Below are 17,334 nucleotides of genomic sequence, written 5' to 3' on the forward strand. Positions count from 1 at the left end.
AATGCCCGTACTTGCGGGAGAGGTTCATAGCTGATACCCTCTATAAAAAACTATGGATACATGACGATCAGCCATGTCCATACTGGACGTGGCTTTTTTGTGGGATCCTTTTAGTTTGAAAAATAGAGCTGCTGCGGGAAACTCTACTCTAGTGAAGTGTCGGGACAGATTACAAGGGGGTTTTTGTATGTCTGGCAGAAGCCATGAAGAAGGTTTAAAAGATTTAACTTTATTAGGTAATCAAGGGACTACCTATTCATTTGAATATGCTCCAGAGGTATTAGAGGCGGTCGATAATCTTCATCCGGATCGTGATTATTTCGTGAAATTTAATTGCCCGGAGTTTACTAGTTTATGTCCGTTGACGCGCCAGCCGGATTTTGCGACGATGTATATTTCGTATGTACCGGATCAAAAGATTGTTGAGAGTAAGTCATTGAAGTTATATCTTTTCAGTTTCAGGAATCATGGAGATTTCCATGAGGATTGTGTGAATATCATCATGAATGATTTAATTAAGCTGCTTGACCCAAGATACATTGAAGTTTGGGGAAAGTTTACTCCACGCGGCGGGATTTCGATTGATCCATGGTGTAATTATGGGAAGCCGGGAACAAAGTACGAAGAGATGGCCAATTTCCGTTTAATGAACCATGATCTTTATCCGGAAAAAGTGGATAATCGATAGAAAAATGAGACCGGGATTCCGGCCTTATTTTTTTGTGGTTGCGATCTGATGTAGAGGAGACTTATGGAGTTTTAATAGATATTGGACAGTAACATGTTCTTATCCGCCAGTAAACGTAGCGTATCCGCCAGTAAGCGGTTTTTTTCATAAGTTTGTTAAAAAGCCACGAACCTTTCCGTGGCTTTTTGTGCTGGGTTACCATACGTAATCGTTATGGTCATCATCTTGATAGTCATAGTCTTCATCATCTGTTCGTCTGTTTTCGAGCCATTCATCGTCGATGATTCCGCTGAACATGATTTCATTTTGAACCTCTTCACTATTCCATTCGTTATCGATCATATTTCCACGAAGATTCGGGTCGTTTGTCATCTTTTTTTCACCTCCTCTACTATCATTGCCAATTTTCTCGTGACTATAATAAAAATGGTGGGAGAAAAGAAAGAATCGTTAAATCGTAGAATTGAGGGGCAGTTCCAACGGATTCTTTCCATCTTACCTCAGAGAACGCTTAACGATTAAAGAAAGCTTGGTGTTATTAGTGGAAATTGGTAGTTTAAATATATCTAGGAAGTTGTTTTCTAATGAATAAAATTTAAAATTCTGGTGCCTGACACCTTGCTGAGCGATTTCAACAGAAGTTAATAAAGGGAAGGATTAGGGGAGAGTTTACTCATATGTTTCAATTCAAAATACTATTTGGACTTGGTTTAACATATTCTTAGATATATAGCTTGGAACGTAAGGAGATAACCATGGCTAAAAAATATGGACCTTCCAAAGGTATGATTATTGGTATCGTTTTGATTGTTAGTAGCTTAACAATTTTTCTAGCGATGAAGTTTGCTTTCTTTTCTCCTAGCAATCAGGCAAAGGAAATGGTCGACGAGTTTTATAGGTATGAAGCTGACGGTGATTTCGCGAATTCATGGAATCTATTTCATTCTGCTATGAAGGAAAAGTTCACTAAAGGAAACTACATCCAGGATCGTGCCCATGTATTTATGAACCATTTTGGCGTTGAAACCTTTACCTATACAATCGGCAAGCCGGAAGAAGTGAAAAAGTGGAAGATGTCTAAAACAGGACCACTACTGAAGAATGTATATAAGGTTCTTGTCACTCAAACCTATAAAGGGAAATACGGAAATTTTGATTTAAAGCAAGAGGTCTTTGTAGTAAAGGAAAAAGGTGAGTGGAGGATTATGTGGGATTATAATCAGTAATTTAGATCAAAGAGAGGTGCTTCATGCTCTCTTTTTCAATGCTAAAGGGACATGCCTTAGGTATATTCGGTGAAATAGCTGGACAATCCTCGACAATATACTTGCGAAGTTGGAGAGGGAATCCTAGCCTTGACAAGGCTTAAGGTGAAACTAATCAAACGTTTAATTAGTATTCTCATAGCTGATTTTGTAGAAATTTCTTCGGTTGACAAGGTTAAAGATATGGATTATCCTAAAATTAATTAAGTATTCTGACACACCGCATTTAAAGCGCTTACAAATTACTTATTTTCAAACTTCCAAAAAGATTATCTTAACCTTATTCCTAATGGTATATACCACTGTGAAAACACGAATTTACAAAAGAAGTAGCAATACTATATCCTTTATGTATGGTATTGAATATCTGCATAAATGGGAGAAATTAGAGATGAGTAGAATGATAAGAGATGAAGAGGCAACTCCATTTTACAAACAATTAAGGAATAAAATTCTTGAGGAGATTGAGAGTGGGAAACTTAAGCACGGTGATAAACTTCCTTCGGAAAGGGAATTGGCCGAGCAGTTTCAAATTAGCCGTATGACCGCAAGACATACCCTGTCGATCCTGGAAAGGGAAGGTGTGGTAGAACGGCGTGTAGGAGCGGGTACCTTTATCAATCAAAGTAAAATTGAGATGGATTTTGTTACCTTTAACAGTTTTACCAAAAACATGTTGAGTAAAGGATTGATTCCGAGTACACAAATCCTGTCCATTCGTAAAATGGAAGCCCACGCTCATTTAGCGCAAAAATTAAAGCTTCCCTCGGGGGAAGTGATGACGGCTATTAAACGGCTTCGGCTTGTTAATGAGACACCGATCTCGATTGAGGAATCGTTCCTGCCAGAGAAGCTTTGCCCAAGGCTTGATGAAATTATTACGGAAAATGATTCGTTGTATGAAATTTTAGAAAGAGAGTACGGAATTGTCCTTGTCATGGCAAAAGAGTACATGCAGGTGACCGTGTCGGATGAAAGTGAGAGCAAGCTGTTAAAAATACGTTCTGAGAGTCCGTGCATCTTACAAGAATCCGTTGCTTTTGATAAAAATGAAAAGGAAATTGAATTCTCTAGTTCATTAACAAGAAGTGACATTGTCAAATTTTATTCGGAATTAAAGCTGAAATGAGGAAAATCATTTCAGTTTTAAAATAAACCAAATGGTATATACCATTTGATGGTAATTGGAGGCTTTTTTCATGAAGGTAATCGGCATTGGCGATAATGTGGTTGATAAATATGTTTATAAGAAAACGATGTATCCAGGTGGAAATGCTTTGAATTTCAGTGTCTATGCTAAGCAGTTAGGGGTTGAAGCGGCCTATCTTGGAGTGTTCGGCAACGATCGGGCTGCAGAGCATATTATTACTACCTTAAAAAGCTTGGAAATAGATATTGCTCATTGCCGCCAGCATGAGGGGGAGAATGGATTTGCCGCGGTTGATTTAGTGGACGGTGACCGAGTGTTTATTGGCGGGAATGTGGGTGGTGTTCAAAGCGACCATCCCGTTGTCCTCAGCGCAGAAGACTTGGCTTATATTAAAAGCTTCGATATTGCCCATAGCAGCATCTACAGTGATATGGATTCAGAGTTACATAAATTAAAAGAATCCGGAATCCTAGTATCCTATGATTTTTCAAGTGATTATACCGATGCGTTGCTAGAGAGAAATTGCCCGCATATTGATATCAGTTTGCTAAGCTGCGGGCAATTGGCCGACGAGGAAGTGGAGAATCTATTAAAACGTGTCCATTCGTTTGGGAGTAAATTAGTGCTAGGCACGATGGGTTCACGCGGCTCGATGATCTATGACGGCCAATCGTTTTACCGACAAGAACCGCATTTTGTGCAACCGGTTGATACGCTTGGAGCAGGAGATTCCTTTTTTACCGCGTTTATCTTACATTATCTTTCTGAAAAAAAGGCAAATCCTAATGTGCAGGAAGCTGTCCTCCTGAAAAATAGTTTGGAAGAAGGGGCGAAATTTGCGACACAAACATGTCTTGTTGATGGGGCCTTTGGTTATGGGATTCCCTTTTAATCTCCTAAAAGGGATTGAAATAAGGATAGAAGGTAAGGGGGTGAAAGGATTTTAACTGGTTGATCTTTTAAAAAAATAAGGGGGTTAATGAAATGAGAAGGAAAATAAACGTTTTATTAGCAGGTCTGTTGGTGTTTGCGCTGGTCCTGACGGGATGTTCTAGTTCTTCTTCCACCAATGAGGATTCGGGAAAAGTCGTATTAAAATTTTTGCATAAGTGGCCGCAGCCAGAATACGCTCCTTATTTTGAAGAAGTAGTCAAAGCATTTGAAAAAGAAAATCCAGATATCAAGATTAAAATGGAAGCGGTTGCAGATGAACCGATTAAAGACAAACTCCGTGTTATTTTAGGCGGTAATGAAGTTCCCGACATTATGTTTTCGTGGTCAGGTGAATTTGCCAGAAAATTCGTTCGTGCTGATGCAGCCTTAGATTTGACTCCGTATTTAAATGAAGATACCGCTTGGAAGGACAGTTTTATTCCGGCATCCCTTCAACCTTTCACATCCAACGAAAAAAATTATGGCATTCCTCTTCGCTTCAATGGAAAATTCTTTGTTTACAACAAGAAGATTTTTGATAAATATCAACTGCAGGCACCGACTACATGGGATGAATTTTTAAAAGTGTTGGAAACCCTGAAAAAGGGTGGAGAAACGCCAATCATACTCGGAAACCAAGGCCCATGGGCAGCGATCCATTACTTAACAGGTTTAAACCAAAAGATGGTCGCACAAGATGTGAGAATGAAAGACTATAATCCGAAAACAGGGGAGTTCACCGATCCTGGCTATGTGAAGGCGATGCAAATGTTAGCAGACTTGAATAAAAAGGGTTATTTTATGAAGAATGTTAACTCTAGTTCCCATGATATGGGACAACAATTATTTGCAGCTGGTAAGGGAGCGATCTTCTATGTGGAATTAGAAGAGTTCCAAACGGTCGAGAATAATATGAAAGGAAACTGGGGCTTCTTCCCGATGCCGTCCATTGCAGAGGGTAAGGGCAGTCAAAGTTTCATTACTGGTGCACCGGATGGATTTATCGTTTCTTCGAAAACCAAGCATCCGAAAGAAGCGATTAAATTCTTGAAGTTCTTAACAAGTAAAGAAAATGCCTTGAAGCTTGTGAAGCAAATTGGCTGGCCAAGTCCGATTGATGGGGCCACTAACCCGGATACGGCTCTGAAGGAAGTAGCTGAAGGTGTGGATTACATGAAGAAGGCGGAAGGTATGGCCGAATGGCTCGACACAGACGTCCATGCCAAGGTAGCAGATGTGTATTTATCCAATATCCAGCTGTTGCTTGACGGGTCAAAAACCCCAGAACAAATTATCAAAGAAGTTCAAGAAGTAGCTAAGCAAGTACAAAGTGAAGTGGAATAAGAAAAGCGCCACAGCTAGACAGTTTTCAAAGTTAAGACACGATACATTTAATTATTGAGAAAGGGTAGGCAGGGCACTGCTTACCCCCTCCTAGGAGGAGTTGGGGATGACAAAAACATTTCAAAGCAGTCGAACCGCTATACTATTTATTATGCCAGCGCTCCTTTTCATCCTGTTTTTTGTATTTTTACCGATCGTATTAAATCTTTATAACAGTTTGTTTCGGTGGAATTCCTTTGAGGCTGGAAGAGTATTTGTTGGCTTAGAGTATTATGGCAGACTTTTCAAGGATCCAATCTTTTTTACTGCATTGAAAAATAATTCTCTATACGCGGTTATTTCATTAATTTTTCAGGTAGGTTTGGGCTTAATTATTGCCGCGGTTTTAGAAGATAAATTGATTAGAAGATTTCAGCCCTTTTTCCGGACCGTCTTTTTTATCCCTTCCGTTATTTCGATTGCTGTTGTTGGGTTGTTATGGCAGCTCCTTTATAACCCAGAAGTTGGTTTAGTGAATGGGGTGTTAAAAGCGATCGGTCAATCAGAATGGGCCTTATCTTGGCTGGGTGACAGTAAGACGGCGATTTATGCGGTTGTAGCTGTTTCGCAATGGCAGTATACCGGTTATATGACGATGCTTTTCTTGCTTGCCATGCAAAAAATTCCTTTTGAATATTATGAAGCGTCAATGATTGATGGCGCTTCTAAGATAAAGACGTTCATTTATATCACCTTGCCACAAATGAAGGAAATGATTCTTGTCGGTACGGTGATTACTGTTATCGGTGCGTTCAAAGTCTTTGATGAAGTGTATGTGATGACCAATGGGGGACCTGGTCGTTCAACCGAGGTCTTAGGCACGATGCTTTATCGGGCCGCGTTCCGAAATGATGAAATGGGCTATGCATCCACGATTGGGACCATTATTTTTGTCATAACCCTAACCCTTTCCTTAGTTCAGTTAAAAATAGGCAAATCAGGGAAGGAGGCGTAAGGGCGATGGAAAATAATCCGCCAGTAGTAAAAACAAATGAAATGAAAGAAATCGGGACAGGAAGTACAAAGCTTACCGTCAGGAAGGTCAAGGATCGAATTTTCCAATCTGCTGTGCTTGTCTGGTTTGGGATCTTTTCATTGGTGATCATCTATCCAATTATCTGGCTTGGCCTGAGTGGATTAAAATCAAATGCAGATTTCTTCTTGAATACCTGGTCGTTGCCAGAGGAATGGCTGTGGGGAAATTATCAGGCAGCATGGGATGCAGGGATTGGTCAATTTTTCCTAAATAGTGTGTTCATAACAGTCACTTCCGTCGTATCGGTGTTACTGCTTGGGTCGATGGCCGCCTTTGGGTTAAGTCGTTTTCAGTTTAAGGGGCAGAACATTTTTCTGCTGCTTATCCTAAGTGGTTTGATGCTGGCACCGCAGGTCAGCTTAATTCCACTGTACAAATTGCTGCAGGCGGTTGGACTTTACAACACCTACTGGGCGTTAATCCTTCCGTATGTTGCGTTTCAATTGCCGTTTGCGATTTTCTTAATGCGGTCCTATTTTCTATCCATCTCTAAAGAGCTTGAGGAGTCAGCCATTATTGATGGGTGTAATATTTGGCAGGTGTATTGGCATATTATTGTTCCGATGGGTAAACCGATCATTGCCTCGTGTGCTTTATTAACAGGGATGAACGTGTGGAATGAATTTATGTTCGCGTTAGTATTTGTGGAAGATTCAGCACTGAGGACCATTCCAGTTGGGCTGATGAATTTGCGAAGCCAGTTGAATACAAACTTTGGGATTCAATTGGCAGGATTGGCCATTTCAGCGCTGCCAATGATTATTGCGTATATCGTTTTCCAAAAGCAATTTGTCCGCGGACTGTCTGCTGGAAGTGTGAAAGGGTAATTTTTTTCCAAAGATGTTGGTTGAATTGAAGGTTTTTAAATAGAATAGGAATGGGTGGATTGCCTTTCCTATTCTGTTAACTAATTAGTTGGCTTTTCTATGATTGGTTTAAATGGTATATACCAAATGAGTATTTTGGTAAATATTGGGATGTTAACGAACTTTCTAAGTTGGAGGGATTGGATGGGAAAAATCAAACGGTCACAAATAACTGGGATGAATTTTCACTACCTGCACTATCCGCTGGACTATTTTTTAGATGCGATGGTGAAGTATGAGTTTGAAAAAATTGAACTGTGGGGTGCCGCACCGCACCTATATGTGGAGGATTTATCCTTAACTGCAATCCGCGCCATTAAGAAAGAGATTGCCCGGCGTGACCTCGAGGTCGTTTGCTTTACACCTGAACAGTGTATGTACCCTATTAATCTTGCGGCAAAGGAGTCAGCGATTCGTGAAAGAAGTGTGGCTTACTTTAAAAAGTCAATCGATGCCGCTCTTGAATTAGAAGCCCCGATGGTGTTAGTAACGGCCGGGTGGGGGTACCGCAATGAAAGCAGACGGGAAGCCTGGAGCCGGACCCAAGATTCATTAGAGCAGCTTACCGCCTATGCGGAGAAACAAGGAACCGTTCTGGCCTTGGAGCCACTACAAAAAATCGAGTCCAATCTGATTAATACTTTGCCTGATCTAAAAGAAATGCTCGATTCAATCCATTCACCTGCTCTGAAGGGAATGGTCGATACCATTCCGCTTGCGGTTGAAGGAGAAGCGCTAGCTAGCTACTTTGAAGAATTACGCGAGGATTTTGTCCATATCCACTTTATTGATGGGGACCCGGGTGGACACTTAGCTTGGGGAGACGGCAGCCTGCCATTGGAAAAATACATGAAAACCTTAGGTGACCACAATTACAATCGCGCTCTTACGTTGGAGTTTACTTCTTCTCAATACTTGATAGATCCAAATCAGGCCGTTGAAAAATCGTTACGAAGTCTTGCACCCTTTCTGGTGTAAAAGTGGAGGAATTGTTCCGAATCGGGTGACTAGTTCAGTGATATAAAGGAGTTTTATCCTATGTCTATTTGGAGGAGTTATCCCAGGAATTTAAAAGTTTTATTAATAGCAATGTTAGTCAATTCGACAGGTATGGCTTTTCTTTGGCCCTTGCATACCATTTACATGATCCAAGGCATGGGCAAAACGCTATCTGAAGCGGGATTTGTTTTAATGCTTCATTCCGGGGCTGAAATTGTTGGCAGTTTTCTTGGCGGCTATTTGTATGACCACATCCGAGGGAAACGAACCCTGCTCCTCGCTGTTCTAACATCAGCATGTCTTATTTTCATTATTTCGATAGGGTTATCATGGCCTATCTATATTCTAGCGATGATTCTTCTTGGATTAGGGATTGGAACCATTTTCCCTCCCATCTATGCACTCGCCGGGTTTGTTTGGAAGGAAGGCGGCAGAAAAAGCTTTAACTTAATTTACCTTGTTCTCAATTTCGGTGTAGCAGTAGGTACCGCTCTCGGTGGAATCGTGGCCCAGTTTTCGTTTCGATACGTCTTCTGGGTCAATGGGTTCACCTACCTCCTGTTTATTTTCATCGTTTGGTTTGCTCTTGATGAGAGGGAACCCGTTTATGAAGCAACTGTAAAAAAGGATGCGGCCCTGACGCCAAAAAAAGAAGTGCGTCCTACGAAGCAAAGCTTCCATTCGTTATTCATTCTTTGTTTAGGGTTTATGTTTTGTTGGGTTACGTATATCCAATGGCAAACGAGTATTTCTAACTATATGCACCAGTTAGGATTTCCGCTGTCAGCGTATAGTGCTTTGTGGACAATCAACGGTTTACTGATCTTGTTTGGGCAGCCTTTTATCCAGTGGTTCATGGCCCGACTGAAGAGTCCGGTGAAGTGGCAGCTTCTATCCGGTGTGATTTTTTTTATGCTAACCTTCGCCCTTCTGTCACACAGCCAGTCGTATGGCGGGTTTGTAACGGGGATGGTGATTATGACAATCGGAGAAATTCTTATTTTTCCAGCCGTGCCAGCGATTGCGGATCGACTGGCACCCCTCAATAGAAGAGGTATGTATCAAGGTTTAGTCAGTGGTGCTGCCAATGTGGGCAGAACGATCGGGCCTTTACTGGGCGGGCTGCTGTACGATGGGTTTGGGTCCTTGGTGCTGCTGTATTCTTGTATTTTAATTTGTGGTTTTGCCTTGATTTGTTTTGGTGCATATCAAAGGCTCCAATATACGCAAAAGGAAGTTTCAACCGTAAAGTCAATAAATAAAGGAGGATAAAGAATGCTAGCAGACGTTCAAAAGGCTTTAGAGGTTTTTAAAGAAAGGGACATTAATCGTGTTTATTTCGTAGGATGCGGGGGCTCTTCTTCCCTCATGTATGCAAGTAAATACGTGTTAGACCGTGAAAGTGACACCATTAATTCTGACCTATATAGTTCCAATGAGTTTGTGCACCGTAACCCACGGAAACTCAATGAGAAATCGTTGGTGATTTCGTGCTCGCACTATGGAAAAACGCCAGAGACGGTCGAGGCAGCCCGCTTCGCACGGGAAAAAGGTGCGATTACTGTTTCGCTAACCTTTGATGCGGAATCACCGCTTGCCCAAGTATCTGAGTATGTCATTGTTTATGAAGATGGGAAAGGAGCGAAGTTTGTAAACGAGGCGCAGGCTGTGATGTTGGAGCTTGTTTTTGGACTTCTGGCTACTAAAGAAGGAAATGAAAAGTTTTCAGAGGTCGTTGCCTCCTTAGAGAACCTAGACCAAATACTTGCACAGGAGAAAGCAAAGTATTTAGCTTCGGCCAAGGAATTTGCTAATTCCTATAAGGATGAAAAAGTGATTTACACCATGGCAAGCGGCGCCAATTATGGGATTGCCTATTGGTTTGCGATTTGCCTGCTGATGGAAATGCAGTGGATTCATTCGCACGCCCTCCATGCCGGGGAGTATTTCCATGGGCCATTTGAAGTATTGGATAAAGACGTTCCAGTGATTCAGCTTTTAGGTTTAGACGAGACTCGTCCATTAGAAGAACGTTCATTGGAATTCACCCGACACTATGGCGAGAGACTAGTTGTTCTCGATGCGAAGGAATTTGACCTAACAGGCGTGGCCGAAAGTGTCAAAGGCTACATCGCCCCACTCGTCCTGCAAACCGTCCTGCGCCAATACGCCGAAGAACTAGCCGAAGCCCGCAACCACCCACTAACCACCAGAAGATACATGTGGAAAGTGCCTTACTAATGAAATTGTTGGTGGTGTCAATGTTGGTGTGATTCATTGTTGGTGTCAGGCACCAAAGAAAGACACTTTGGCTATTTGTCCGCTGTAGGTGGACAGTTGGGGAATGGTCCTTATTGTTCGTGATACGAGGACAAATGTCCATGAAAGGTGTCAGGTACCAAATGTTTCTATATAAATTTGTAGTCCCAAAAATTCTAATTTAAATTTGGAGGTAATGTTGGATGTTGAAATTTGATGCTGATTTATATTTACAGTTAGTTGGGCAAGAGGCGATGGGGAAGAGGGAAGAGATTGAGAGGGTCGTGGATGGTATTTCGGCTAAAGGTTTTAAAAATATTTTCCTGATCGGTTCCGGTGGGACGATTGCGATGATGTATCCATATGAGTATATTTTAAAGTCAAATTCATCGCTGGAGGTTCATGCTGAGATTGCGGCTGAACTCCTTGTGATGAATAATCGCCACCTGACAAAGGATTCGGTTTGTATCTTTGCTTCTGTTACTGGAACGACAAAAGAAACCGTGGCTGCTGCCGAGTTCTGTAAGAGCAAGGGGGCAACAACGATTGGTTTAGTGGCTGAACTTGGCACTCCATTGGCTGAAGCCGTTGATTATTGCATCTCAACTGGTCATGAAAAGCATTCCTTTGACACGTTCTTTATTCATTTGCAATTGCTTACTTTCCGTTTTATTCATAACAATGATGAATTTCCGCAATATGATCAGTTTGCCAAAGAAATTGCCCTTTTACCACAAGGTATCGTTCATGCACTCGAGGATTTCGATGCTCGTGCTGAGCAATTCGCTATAAAGCACAAAAATACAGATTACCATATGCTGATTGGGGCGGGGAACCTTTGGGGGAATACGTATTCCTACGCGATGTGTATCTTAGAGGAAATGCAATGGATTAAGTCCAAATCTATTCATGCTGCTGAATTCTTCCACGGAACGCTGGAGCTGGTTGAGGAAGATACAAGCGTCATTCTATTTAAAGGAGAAGACGAAACCCGACCATTGGTGGAACGTGTGGAAAGATTCGCAGAAAATATCACAAAGGAAATGTTCATTTTAGATACAAAGGATTATCCATTGGAAGGGATTAGTGACGAATTCAGAAAGCACTTTGCCGTATGCCTTAACTGGGCACTAACAGGCAGAATCAGCGTTTACCTTGAAAGGGAAAGAAATCATCCGTTAGAGATTCGCAGATATTACCGTAAAATGGCCTATTAGGAGGTGGGATGTTTGTTTAACTTTGATGTGAAAAGATATATAGCCATCCAAAATGGAGCACTGTCTCTTAAGGATGAATTTGATCAGGCGATAGATTCGGTGATGGAAGAAGGTTTGAAAAATGTATTCTTTGTCGGTACTGGCGGAGCAGCCATTCTCATGTACCCGGCTGAATATATTTTAAAAACTCACTCCACTTTACCTGTTTTTACGGAAATCGCTCCGGAATTAATGTTGATGGATCATCAACATTTAGATGAACATTCATTAGTTATTTTGCCTTCTTTGTCTGGCACGACCAAAGAAACAGTGGAGGCGGCGGCGTTCTGTAAGGAAAAAGGTGCGACAACGATTAGCTTAGTGGGTCATGCTGCTACACCGTTAGCGAATTTAACCGATTATACCTTTGTCAATTATGCGGCAGATGATACCTCCTGTGAATCGTTTTATATCCAGTCCTATTTACTAGCGTTCCGCTTGATGTATAAGCGAAATGAATTCCCGCAATATCAACAATTTGTCGAGGAAATGATGCATTTACCAAGTGCACTTCTAAAAGTAAAGGAAGTAGTTGAACCTAGGGCTGCCGAGTTTGCCCGAAAACATAAGGAGACCCCATACCATATCCTTACGGGGACAGGTATCGATTGGGGTCAAACCTATTATTATGGCATGTGTATTTTAGAGGAAATGCAATGGATTAAAACACGGCCGGTACATGCGTCCGATTTCTTCCACGGTACATTGGAATTAGTGGAGGAAGATACGAGTGTTATTCTACTAAAAGGGGAGGATAAATCCCGTCCGCTCACAGAGAGAGTCGAGCGCTTTGCTGAGCATTACACGAAGGAATTAACGGTTTTTGATACAAAGGATTATGAATTAGCTGGCATTTCTGAAGGGTTAAGACGTCTTGTCTCTCCGATTGTCTCCGCGGCTTTCCTTGAGAGAGTCAGCTGTCATTTGGAACAACAAAGGGACCACCCGCTGACAACCAGGAGATACTATAAAAAAGTGCCATTTTGATAGAATAATTGTTTTGTGATGCGGCCTTCACATTAGTGAGGGCTGCTTTTTTCTGTTTAAATCATTATAAATACTGTGTTAATGTTAGTATATAATTAACAATATTTTATAAAAAAGCAAGGAGATACCATTACAAATGAGGAAAATCAAGGGATCAAAAATTATTCGTATTTTGTTCGTTTTTTATGCGTTGGTGATGTTTAACCAGCAAGAAGCCTCTGCAGCAGCTGATCCGTGTGCAGCCGTAAAGGCCGGAACAAAGGTGATGTGGGGGAAAGAAGCAATCAAGGCTTATCAGGTTGGCAGGGTAACTTTTTTGAAAAAGACCATCCTTTATAAAATCGATGGGAGCAAGAAAATCACGGTGAGAACAGCAAGGGCCGGTGAGAAAATTCCTGTTTATGCGATCCAAACTTTTCAATTAGATTTAGGAAATGGGCTATTTGTTGCACGTGACCCGAAAGTTAAACTAGAAAAAGCAAGCACAAGACAGAGGCAATTAGCAGTGTGCGTTCATGAAATGAATCTCGAAAAAGCTGCCGGACAAATGATTGTTGTCAAGGCCTCAACCCGCGATAAAACAAAAGCCACCTTGCAAAGGTATGAAAAGAAAAACGGGAAATGGGTGAAAGTATCCTCTCCAATGCAAGCGATTGTCGGTAAAAAGGGAGTCGGGAAAACTAAGGAAGGAGACAGCCTAACACCAAGAGGGACGTATTTGCTTGGAACCTCGTTTGGCTGGGGAACCAAACCTTCTGGAATGAAGTACCCATTTCGTAAAGCGACTAAAACCGATTACTGGGTCGACTACTCAAAATCGAAAGACTACAACAAGTGGGTTCAATATAATGGTAATCCCACGCGGAAATGGAAGTCGTTTGAACGGCTGACTCACCCGCTCTACAAATACGCGGTGGTGATTCGATATAATGATGCTCCTGTGATCAGCGGAGCGGGAAGTGCTATCTTTTTACACATCAAAAACAAGTCCACTCGCTATACATTGGGATGCACGGCTATCTCTGAAAATGATCTATTGAAGGTAATCAAATGGTTAAATCCTAAAAGTAAACCGATTATCAAAATCGAGGGTTGATCATTTTGGAACTTCCTTTTTATAAAGGCTATGAATTTACATTTTTAACGAGGGTGTTAACCAACTAATTGGTTTGCGCCTTTTTTAACATAAATACATTCCATTATAACCCGGTTTGCCTAGATTGGTGCACCGTGAGTAGACTCCGTGTCCCTGATGCAAAAAGAATACCGATTAGATCGAATCCGATATCAAACATTCTTCCATCACGAGAGAAATATAATTGGAGGATTTCAGTTAGCAAAGCAAAGGCAATAGCTAGAATTAGAATGAATGCTTTTGAATGGAATTTAGTTTGCAGTAAAAATGTCAGAATGAGAAAGGCAAAGACATGCCCACATTTTTGAAGCAGGAAGTCGCGGCTGAGCTCGAGCGGTAAGGGGAATAGCAACTCAGAAAAGTTCGGATCACCGACCCACTCAAAGCGGATTTTGCCAGATGCCATTAATTCAGAAAAATCGGCGGTACAGGTCAAAATTAAGATTGCAGCTGCCCATAATAAAATATATATTCCGCGCATGGTGGACCTCCCTTTTTATATCATTGTGGTCTCGTTTCTTCGGTAATATACCGAATATGGGGGCGGAATGAACTATCTGACAAAGGAAAAGACCTCTTCTAAAAATAAAAGAGGTCTTTCGTTTGGGGAAATCATCCAAGTAAGTCATTGAAAATGGGGAAGACAATCTGGGAAGATGCTGGAGTTGCTGCTTCTCTAGCTATTAATTATCCGGAATGGATCATTTTTTCATAGAGATTTAGAATGGATTGCCCGTATGTGGTACCTGGAACAGCCCATTTTCCGTTTAAAGCGGTCCATGTTGGAGCAGATCCTCTGTCGACTAGATGAAAACGGGGATCAACTAATGGATATTGATCTGGAAGTGGCTTCGCTGTTGCATACGCATACAAGTGTTGAAGTTGTGCAAGAACACCTTCTTCTTGATTTTCAAAACTTGCTCCGCGAGTATCTCCTCCAGTTGCTCCAATCCCTGAGTAGTTGTTTTGTTCAGGGTTGACGACTCCGGTAAACCGAAAATAGTCTGTTTCGTGGATGGCTTGTGCAAAGGCGACATCGCCTCTAATGCCGTAATATTTCCCTAAAGTTTGGTAAAACTGGCCTAATTCCGGCGCGTTAGGATTGACCTTTTTCACAAATTGATTCATCTGTTCCGGAGTTAGGAAGGTCGGGCCGAAAATGGTAAATTGACCGGGGTCAGCGATGATGGGGAGTTCTTTTGTACTGTTGGCTGGAGCCGGACTTGGGTTCGTGTTCTTATTCGTGCCGCCTGCAGTATTCATTTCTTTGCTGGTGGTGGTTGTGGTTGTGGTTGGTTTTGCTGTTGTTGTTTTAATGGTGCTTGTGGTTGGTTTTTGAGAAGCCGAGTTACTGGTGCTCGTAGTTGGTTTTTGAGCAGCTGATTTAGTAGTCGTTGCACTGGCTTTTTCAATAATAATGAAGGCATCCTTATATCCTGCTTTTTCGATTTCTTTGAGACGTTTTTCTGCGTTTGCGTTGGTCGTATAGGTTGCTACTTTCACTCGGTACCAGGTTGCTCCAGCTATTTTAGTGGTAACAATTGAAGATATAATATTTTTCTTTTTCATTTCAGCTACCCTGTCTTGTGCATTTTCTTTGGATTTATAAGATCCAACATAGACTGTGTAAACTGTTGTTAAACTAGATTGGGGTGTTTTCGGTGAAGTTGTTGTTTTCGGTGTTTCCTTCGTTGCTTTGCGTTTCAGACCAAAGGCCTTGGCAATTCCGTTGACATGACCTTGAGCTACTTTTTGCTGCCAGGATGAATCTTTCATCAATTGGGCGTCATGTTTATTACTGATAAAGCCGTTTTCCGTAAGAATCGCTGGCATATTTGTCTCCCTTATTACATGGAAATTGGCCTTTTTTTGCCCGCGGTCTTTTAGCTGATTCACTTTCATCACTTCGGCATGAATGATATCTTGGACTGTGGCCGCTCTACTTGAGTTAGAGGCGCCATTGTATATAAAATCCTCATATCCTTGGGCGGAGCTGTCAGCAGAGTTGATGTGAATAGCCAGGAAAAAGTCTGCGTCCCAGGCGTTGGCTTCGCTTGAGCGCTGTGCTAAGCTTTTGGTGGTATCGCTTGTACGACTCATCTTAACTTGAACATTTTCATAATCCTTTAGGATGGTATTTCGTATTTTAAGCGCAATAGCTAGGGTAATATCTTTTTCATCCAGACCATTCCCTTGGGCTCCGGGATCATCACCGCCATGACCAGGGTCTAAATATAGCTTCATGCTTACTCCTCCATTTCATTTAAAATACGTTCATATATATGTTATGGCAAATCCAATCCAATGGCTTCTACCTGAACAGTGTTAGAAGAAAAATCATACAAAAGACCTCCCAGTTATTCATGATGAGGAGGTCCTTAGTAGGGTATTATCATTCGGGATGGTTGTCCTTCTGTGGCGCACAAGTGTCCACAGATGGTGCCTGACACCATAAATGTAACACCATAAATGTAACACCATAAATGTGATATCATAAATGCCACATTAAATGCCTGCTTATTCCGCAACTAGGAAGGCATCGTTGATTCCGGCTTTTTTAACTTCAGCTAAGCGGTCTTCGGCATTCTCTCGGTTGGAAAAGGCTCCAGCTTGAACTCGGTACCATGTTTCGCCCGCTATTTTTGTGGTATCTACGAATGATTCGATGCCTTTTGCCTTGAGTTGGTCTACTCGCTCGTCCGCATTTTCTTTTGATTTGAATGAACCGGCAATTACTTTGAAAAGCGTTCCGGAATCTGGTTTCGGCGGTTCGATTGGTTTCAGTTTTAGGCCAAAGGCTTTGGCAATTCCGTTGGCGTGACCTTGAGCTACTTTTTGGATCCAAGAAGACTGTTTCATTAATGCGGCGTCGTGATCGTTACTGATAAATCCATTTTCCGATAGCAGTGCTGGCATGTTTGATTCACGTAACACATGGAAGTTAGCCTTTTTCTGGCCGCGGTCTTTCAGTTGATTCACTTTCATGACTTCGGCATGGATGATATCTTGATATTGGGCTGTCTTAGAAGTGTCAGATAAGCCGCTGTATATAAAGTCTTCATAGCCCAGAGCGGTACTAGGTCCGGAATTGATATGAATGGCTAAGAAAAAATCTGCGCCCCATGCATTGGCCTCACTCGATCGCTGACTTAAGCTTTTTGTGGTATCACTGCTCCTGCTCATTTTTACTTCAATGTATTCATAATCATTTTGTAAAATGGAACGTAGTTTGAGCGCGATAGCTAACGTCACATCTTTTTCATCTAATCCATGACCTTGGGCACCTGGGTCTTGTCCGCCATGACCTGGATCTAAATAAAGCTTCATTTCATCCTCTCCATTTCTAAAAATTGATTATATATACATGTTATGTCAGT

17 protein-coding genes and 1 riboswitch are annotated in these 17,334 nt (G+C 41.7%); of the genes, 13 read left to right on the top strand and 4 right to left on the bottom strand.

Annotated elements, in window-relative coordinates:
* The first annotated feature begins 13 nt into the window (after window positions 1-13).
* Window positions 14-60, top strand: a riboswitch (PreQ1 riboswitch).
* A 127-nt stretch (window positions 61-187) separates the two neighbouring features.
* The gene (queF, locus tag J7E63_RS04300; protein WP_088089713.1) at window positions 188-688 is read left to right on the top strand and encodes a preQ(1) synthase; all 501 of its coding nucleotides are present in this window, start codon (window positions 188-190) and stop codon (window positions 686-688) included.
* 195 nt (window positions 689-883) lie between these two features.
* Here the strand turns inward: queF and J7E63_RS04305 are convergent, their stop codons facing one another.
* Window positions 884-1,060, bottom strand: coding sequence for a hypothetical protein (locus J7E63_RS04305; RefSeq protein WP_180247483.1), 177 nt, complete (start codon window positions 1,058-1,060; stop codon window positions 884-886).
* Between the two features lie 383 nt (window positions 1,061-1,443).
* Between J7E63_RS04305 and J7E63_RS04310 the strand changes: the two genes are divergently transcribed.
* The 12 genes from J7E63_RS04310 to J7E63_RS29485 all read left to right on the top strand — a co-directional run bounded on the left by J7E63_RS04310 (window position 1,444) and on the right by J7E63_RS29485 (window position 13,918).
* Window positions 1,444-1,914 carry a hypothetical protein gene (locus J7E63_RS04310; RefSeq protein WP_215010401.1) on the top strand — a complete coding sequence of 157 codons (471 nt, stop codon included), beginning with the start codon at window positions 1,444-1,446 and terminating at the stop codon, window positions 1,912-1,914.
* 430 nt (window positions 1,915-2,344) lie between these two features.
* Entirely contained in the window at window positions 2,345-3,082 is a 738-nt protein-coding gene (locus J7E63_RS04315; protein ID WP_098932652.1) for a GntR family transcriptional regulator, read from the top strand.
* Window positions 3,083-3,152: 70 nt separating this feature from the next.
* Window positions 3,153-3,995 (top strand): fructoselysine 6-kinase, encoded by an 843-nt coding sequence (locus tag J7E63_RS04320; RefSeq protein ID WP_215010402.1) that lies wholly within the window; start codon window positions 3,153-3,155, stop codon window positions 3,993-3,995.
* A 92-nt stretch (window positions 3,996-4,087) separates the two neighbouring features.
* Entirely contained in the window at window positions 4,088-5,380 is a 1,293-nt protein-coding gene (locus J7E63_RS04325) for an ABC transporter substrate-binding protein (protein ID WP_215010403.1), read from the top strand.
* Window positions 5,381-5,486: 106 nt separating this feature from the next.
* A complete protein-coding gene (locus J7E63_RS04330; RefSeq protein WP_215010404.1) occupies window positions 5,487-6,374 on the top strand; it encodes a carbohydrate ABC transporter permease in 888 nt (295 codons plus the stop codon).
* Window positions 6,375-6,379: 5 nt separating this feature from the next.
* Window positions 6,380-7,282: a carbohydrate ABC transporter permease gene (locus tag J7E63_RS04335; protein WP_251033365.1), complete on the top strand. Its 903-nt coding sequence runs from the start codon at window positions 6,380-6,382 to the stop codon at window positions 7,280-7,282.
* Window positions 7,283-7,465: 183 nt separating this feature from the next.
* Window positions 7,466-8,299, top strand: coding sequence for a TIM barrel protein (locus J7E63_RS04340; protein WP_214717278.1), 834 nt, complete (start codon window positions 7,466-7,468; stop codon window positions 8,297-8,299).
* 60 nt (window positions 8,300-8,359) lie between these two features.
* A complete protein-coding gene (locus J7E63_RS04345; RefSeq protein WP_215010405.1) occupies window positions 8,360-9,592 on the top strand; it encodes an MDR family MFS transporter in 1,233 nt (410 codons plus the stop codon).
* A 3-nt stretch (window positions 9,593-9,595) separates the two neighbouring features.
* Complete coding sequence (locus J7E63_RS04350) at window positions 9,596-10,561, top strand: SIS domain-containing protein (RefSeq protein ID WP_215010406.1); 966 nt, start codon at window positions 9,596-9,598, stop codon at window positions 10,559-10,561.
* 221 nt (window positions 10,562-10,782) lie between these two features.
* Entirely contained in the window at window positions 10,783-11,796 is a 1,014-nt protein-coding gene (locus J7E63_RS04355; RefSeq protein ID WP_215010407.1) for an SIS domain-containing protein, read from the top strand.
* A 3-nt stretch (window positions 11,797-11,799) separates the two neighbouring features.
* Window positions 11,800-12,822, top strand: coding sequence for an SIS domain-containing protein (locus J7E63_RS04360; protein WP_308161905.1), 1,023 nt, complete (start codon window positions 11,800-11,802; stop codon window positions 12,820-12,822).
* Window positions 12,823-12,958: 136 nt separating this feature from the next.
* Window positions 12,959-13,918: a L,D-transpeptidase family protein gene (locus J7E63_RS29485; protein WP_251033366.1), complete on the top strand. Its 960-nt coding sequence runs from the start codon at window positions 12,959-12,961 to the stop codon at window positions 13,916-13,918.
* Between the two features lie 103 nt (window positions 13,919-14,021).
* Here J7E63_RS29485 and J7E63_RS04370 read toward each other — a convergent pair whose 3' ends face one another.
* From J7E63_RS04370 to J7E63_RS04380, 3 genes are all read right to left on the bottom strand, one after another.
* The gene (locus J7E63_RS04370) at window positions 14,022-14,438 is read right to left on the bottom strand and encodes a VanZ family protein (RefSeq protein ID WP_215010409.1); all 417 of its coding nucleotides are present in this window, start codon (window positions 14,436-14,438) and stop codon (window positions 14,022-14,024) included.
* Between the two features lie 206 nt (window positions 14,439-14,644).
* The gene (locus J7E63_RS04375) at window positions 14,645-16,201 is read right to left on the bottom strand and encodes an N-acetylmuramoyl-L-alanine amidase (RefSeq protein WP_215010410.1); all 1,557 of its coding nucleotides are present in this window, start codon (window positions 16,199-16,201) and stop codon (window positions 14,645-14,647) included.
* 273 nt (window positions 16,202-16,474) lie between these two features.
* Entirely contained in the window at window positions 16,475-17,284 is an 810-nt protein-coding gene (locus tag J7E63_RS04380; RefSeq protein ID WP_215010411.1) for an N-acetylmuramoyl-L-alanine amidase, read from the bottom strand.
* Window positions 17,285-17,334: the final 50 nt, after the last annotated feature.

It is taken from the genome of Bacillus sp. ISL-75, from assembly GCF_018613095.1.

Coding starts and splice junctions, on each gene's coding strand:
- J7E63_RS04380 (WP_215010411.1), bottom strand. CDS start 17,284: ATGAAGCTTTATTTAGATCCAGGTCATGGCGGACAAGACCCAGGTGCC.
- J7E63_RS04330 (WP_215010404.1), top strand. CDS start 5,487: ATGACAAAAACATTTCAAAGCAGTCGAACCGCTATACTATTTATTATG.
- J7E63_RS04305 (WP_180247483.1), bottom strand. CDS start 1,060: ATGACAAACGACCCGAATCTTCGTGGAAATATGATCGATAACGAATGG.
- J7E63_RS04340 (WP_214717278.1), top strand. CDS start 7,466: ATGGGAAAAATCAAACGGTCACAAATAACTGGGATGAATTTTCACTAC.
- J7E63_RS04370 (WP_215010409.1), bottom strand. CDS start 14,438: ATGCGCGGAATATATATTTTATTATGGGCAGCTGCAATCTTAATTTTG.
- J7E63_RS04345 (WP_215010405.1), top strand. CDS start 8,360: ATGTCTATTTGGAGGAGTTATCCCAGGAATTTAAAAGTTTTATTAATA.
- J7E63_RS04355 (WP_215010407.1), top strand. CDS start 10,783: ATGTTGAAATTTGATGCTGATTTATATTTACAGTTAGTTGGGCAAGAG.
- J7E63_RS04335 (WP_251033365.1), top strand. CDS start 6,380: ATGGAAAATAATCCGCCAGTAGTAAAAACAAATGAAATGAAAGAAATC.
- J7E63_RS04320 (WP_215010402.1), top strand. CDS start 3,153: ATGAAGGTAATCGGCATTGGCGATAATGTGGTTGATAAATATGTTTAT.
- J7E63_RS04315 (WP_098932652.1), top strand. CDS start 2,345: ATGAGTAGAATGATAAGAGATGAAGAGGCAACTCCATTTTACAAACAA.
- J7E63_RS04375 (WP_215010410.1), bottom strand. CDS start 16,201: ATGAAGCTATATTTAGACCCTGGTCATGGCGGTGATGATCCCGGAGCC.
- J7E63_RS04310 (WP_215010401.1), top strand. CDS start 1,444: ATGGCTAAAAAATATGGACCTTCCAAAGGTATGATTATTGGTATCGTT.
- queF (WP_088089713.1), top strand. CDS start 188: ATGTCTGGCAGAAGCCATGAAGAAGGTTTAAAAGATTTAACTTTATTA.
- J7E63_RS04350 (WP_215010406.1), top strand. CDS start 9,596: ATGCTAGCAGACGTTCAAAAGGCTTTAGAGGTTTTTAAAGAAAGGGAC.
- J7E63_RS29485 (WP_251033366.1), top strand. CDS start 12,959: ATGAGGAAAATCAAGGGATCAAAAATTATTCGTATTTTGTTCGTTTTT.
- J7E63_RS04325 (WP_215010403.1), top strand. CDS start 4,088: ATGAGAAGGAAAATAAACGTTTTATTAGCAGGTCTGTTGGTGTTTGCG.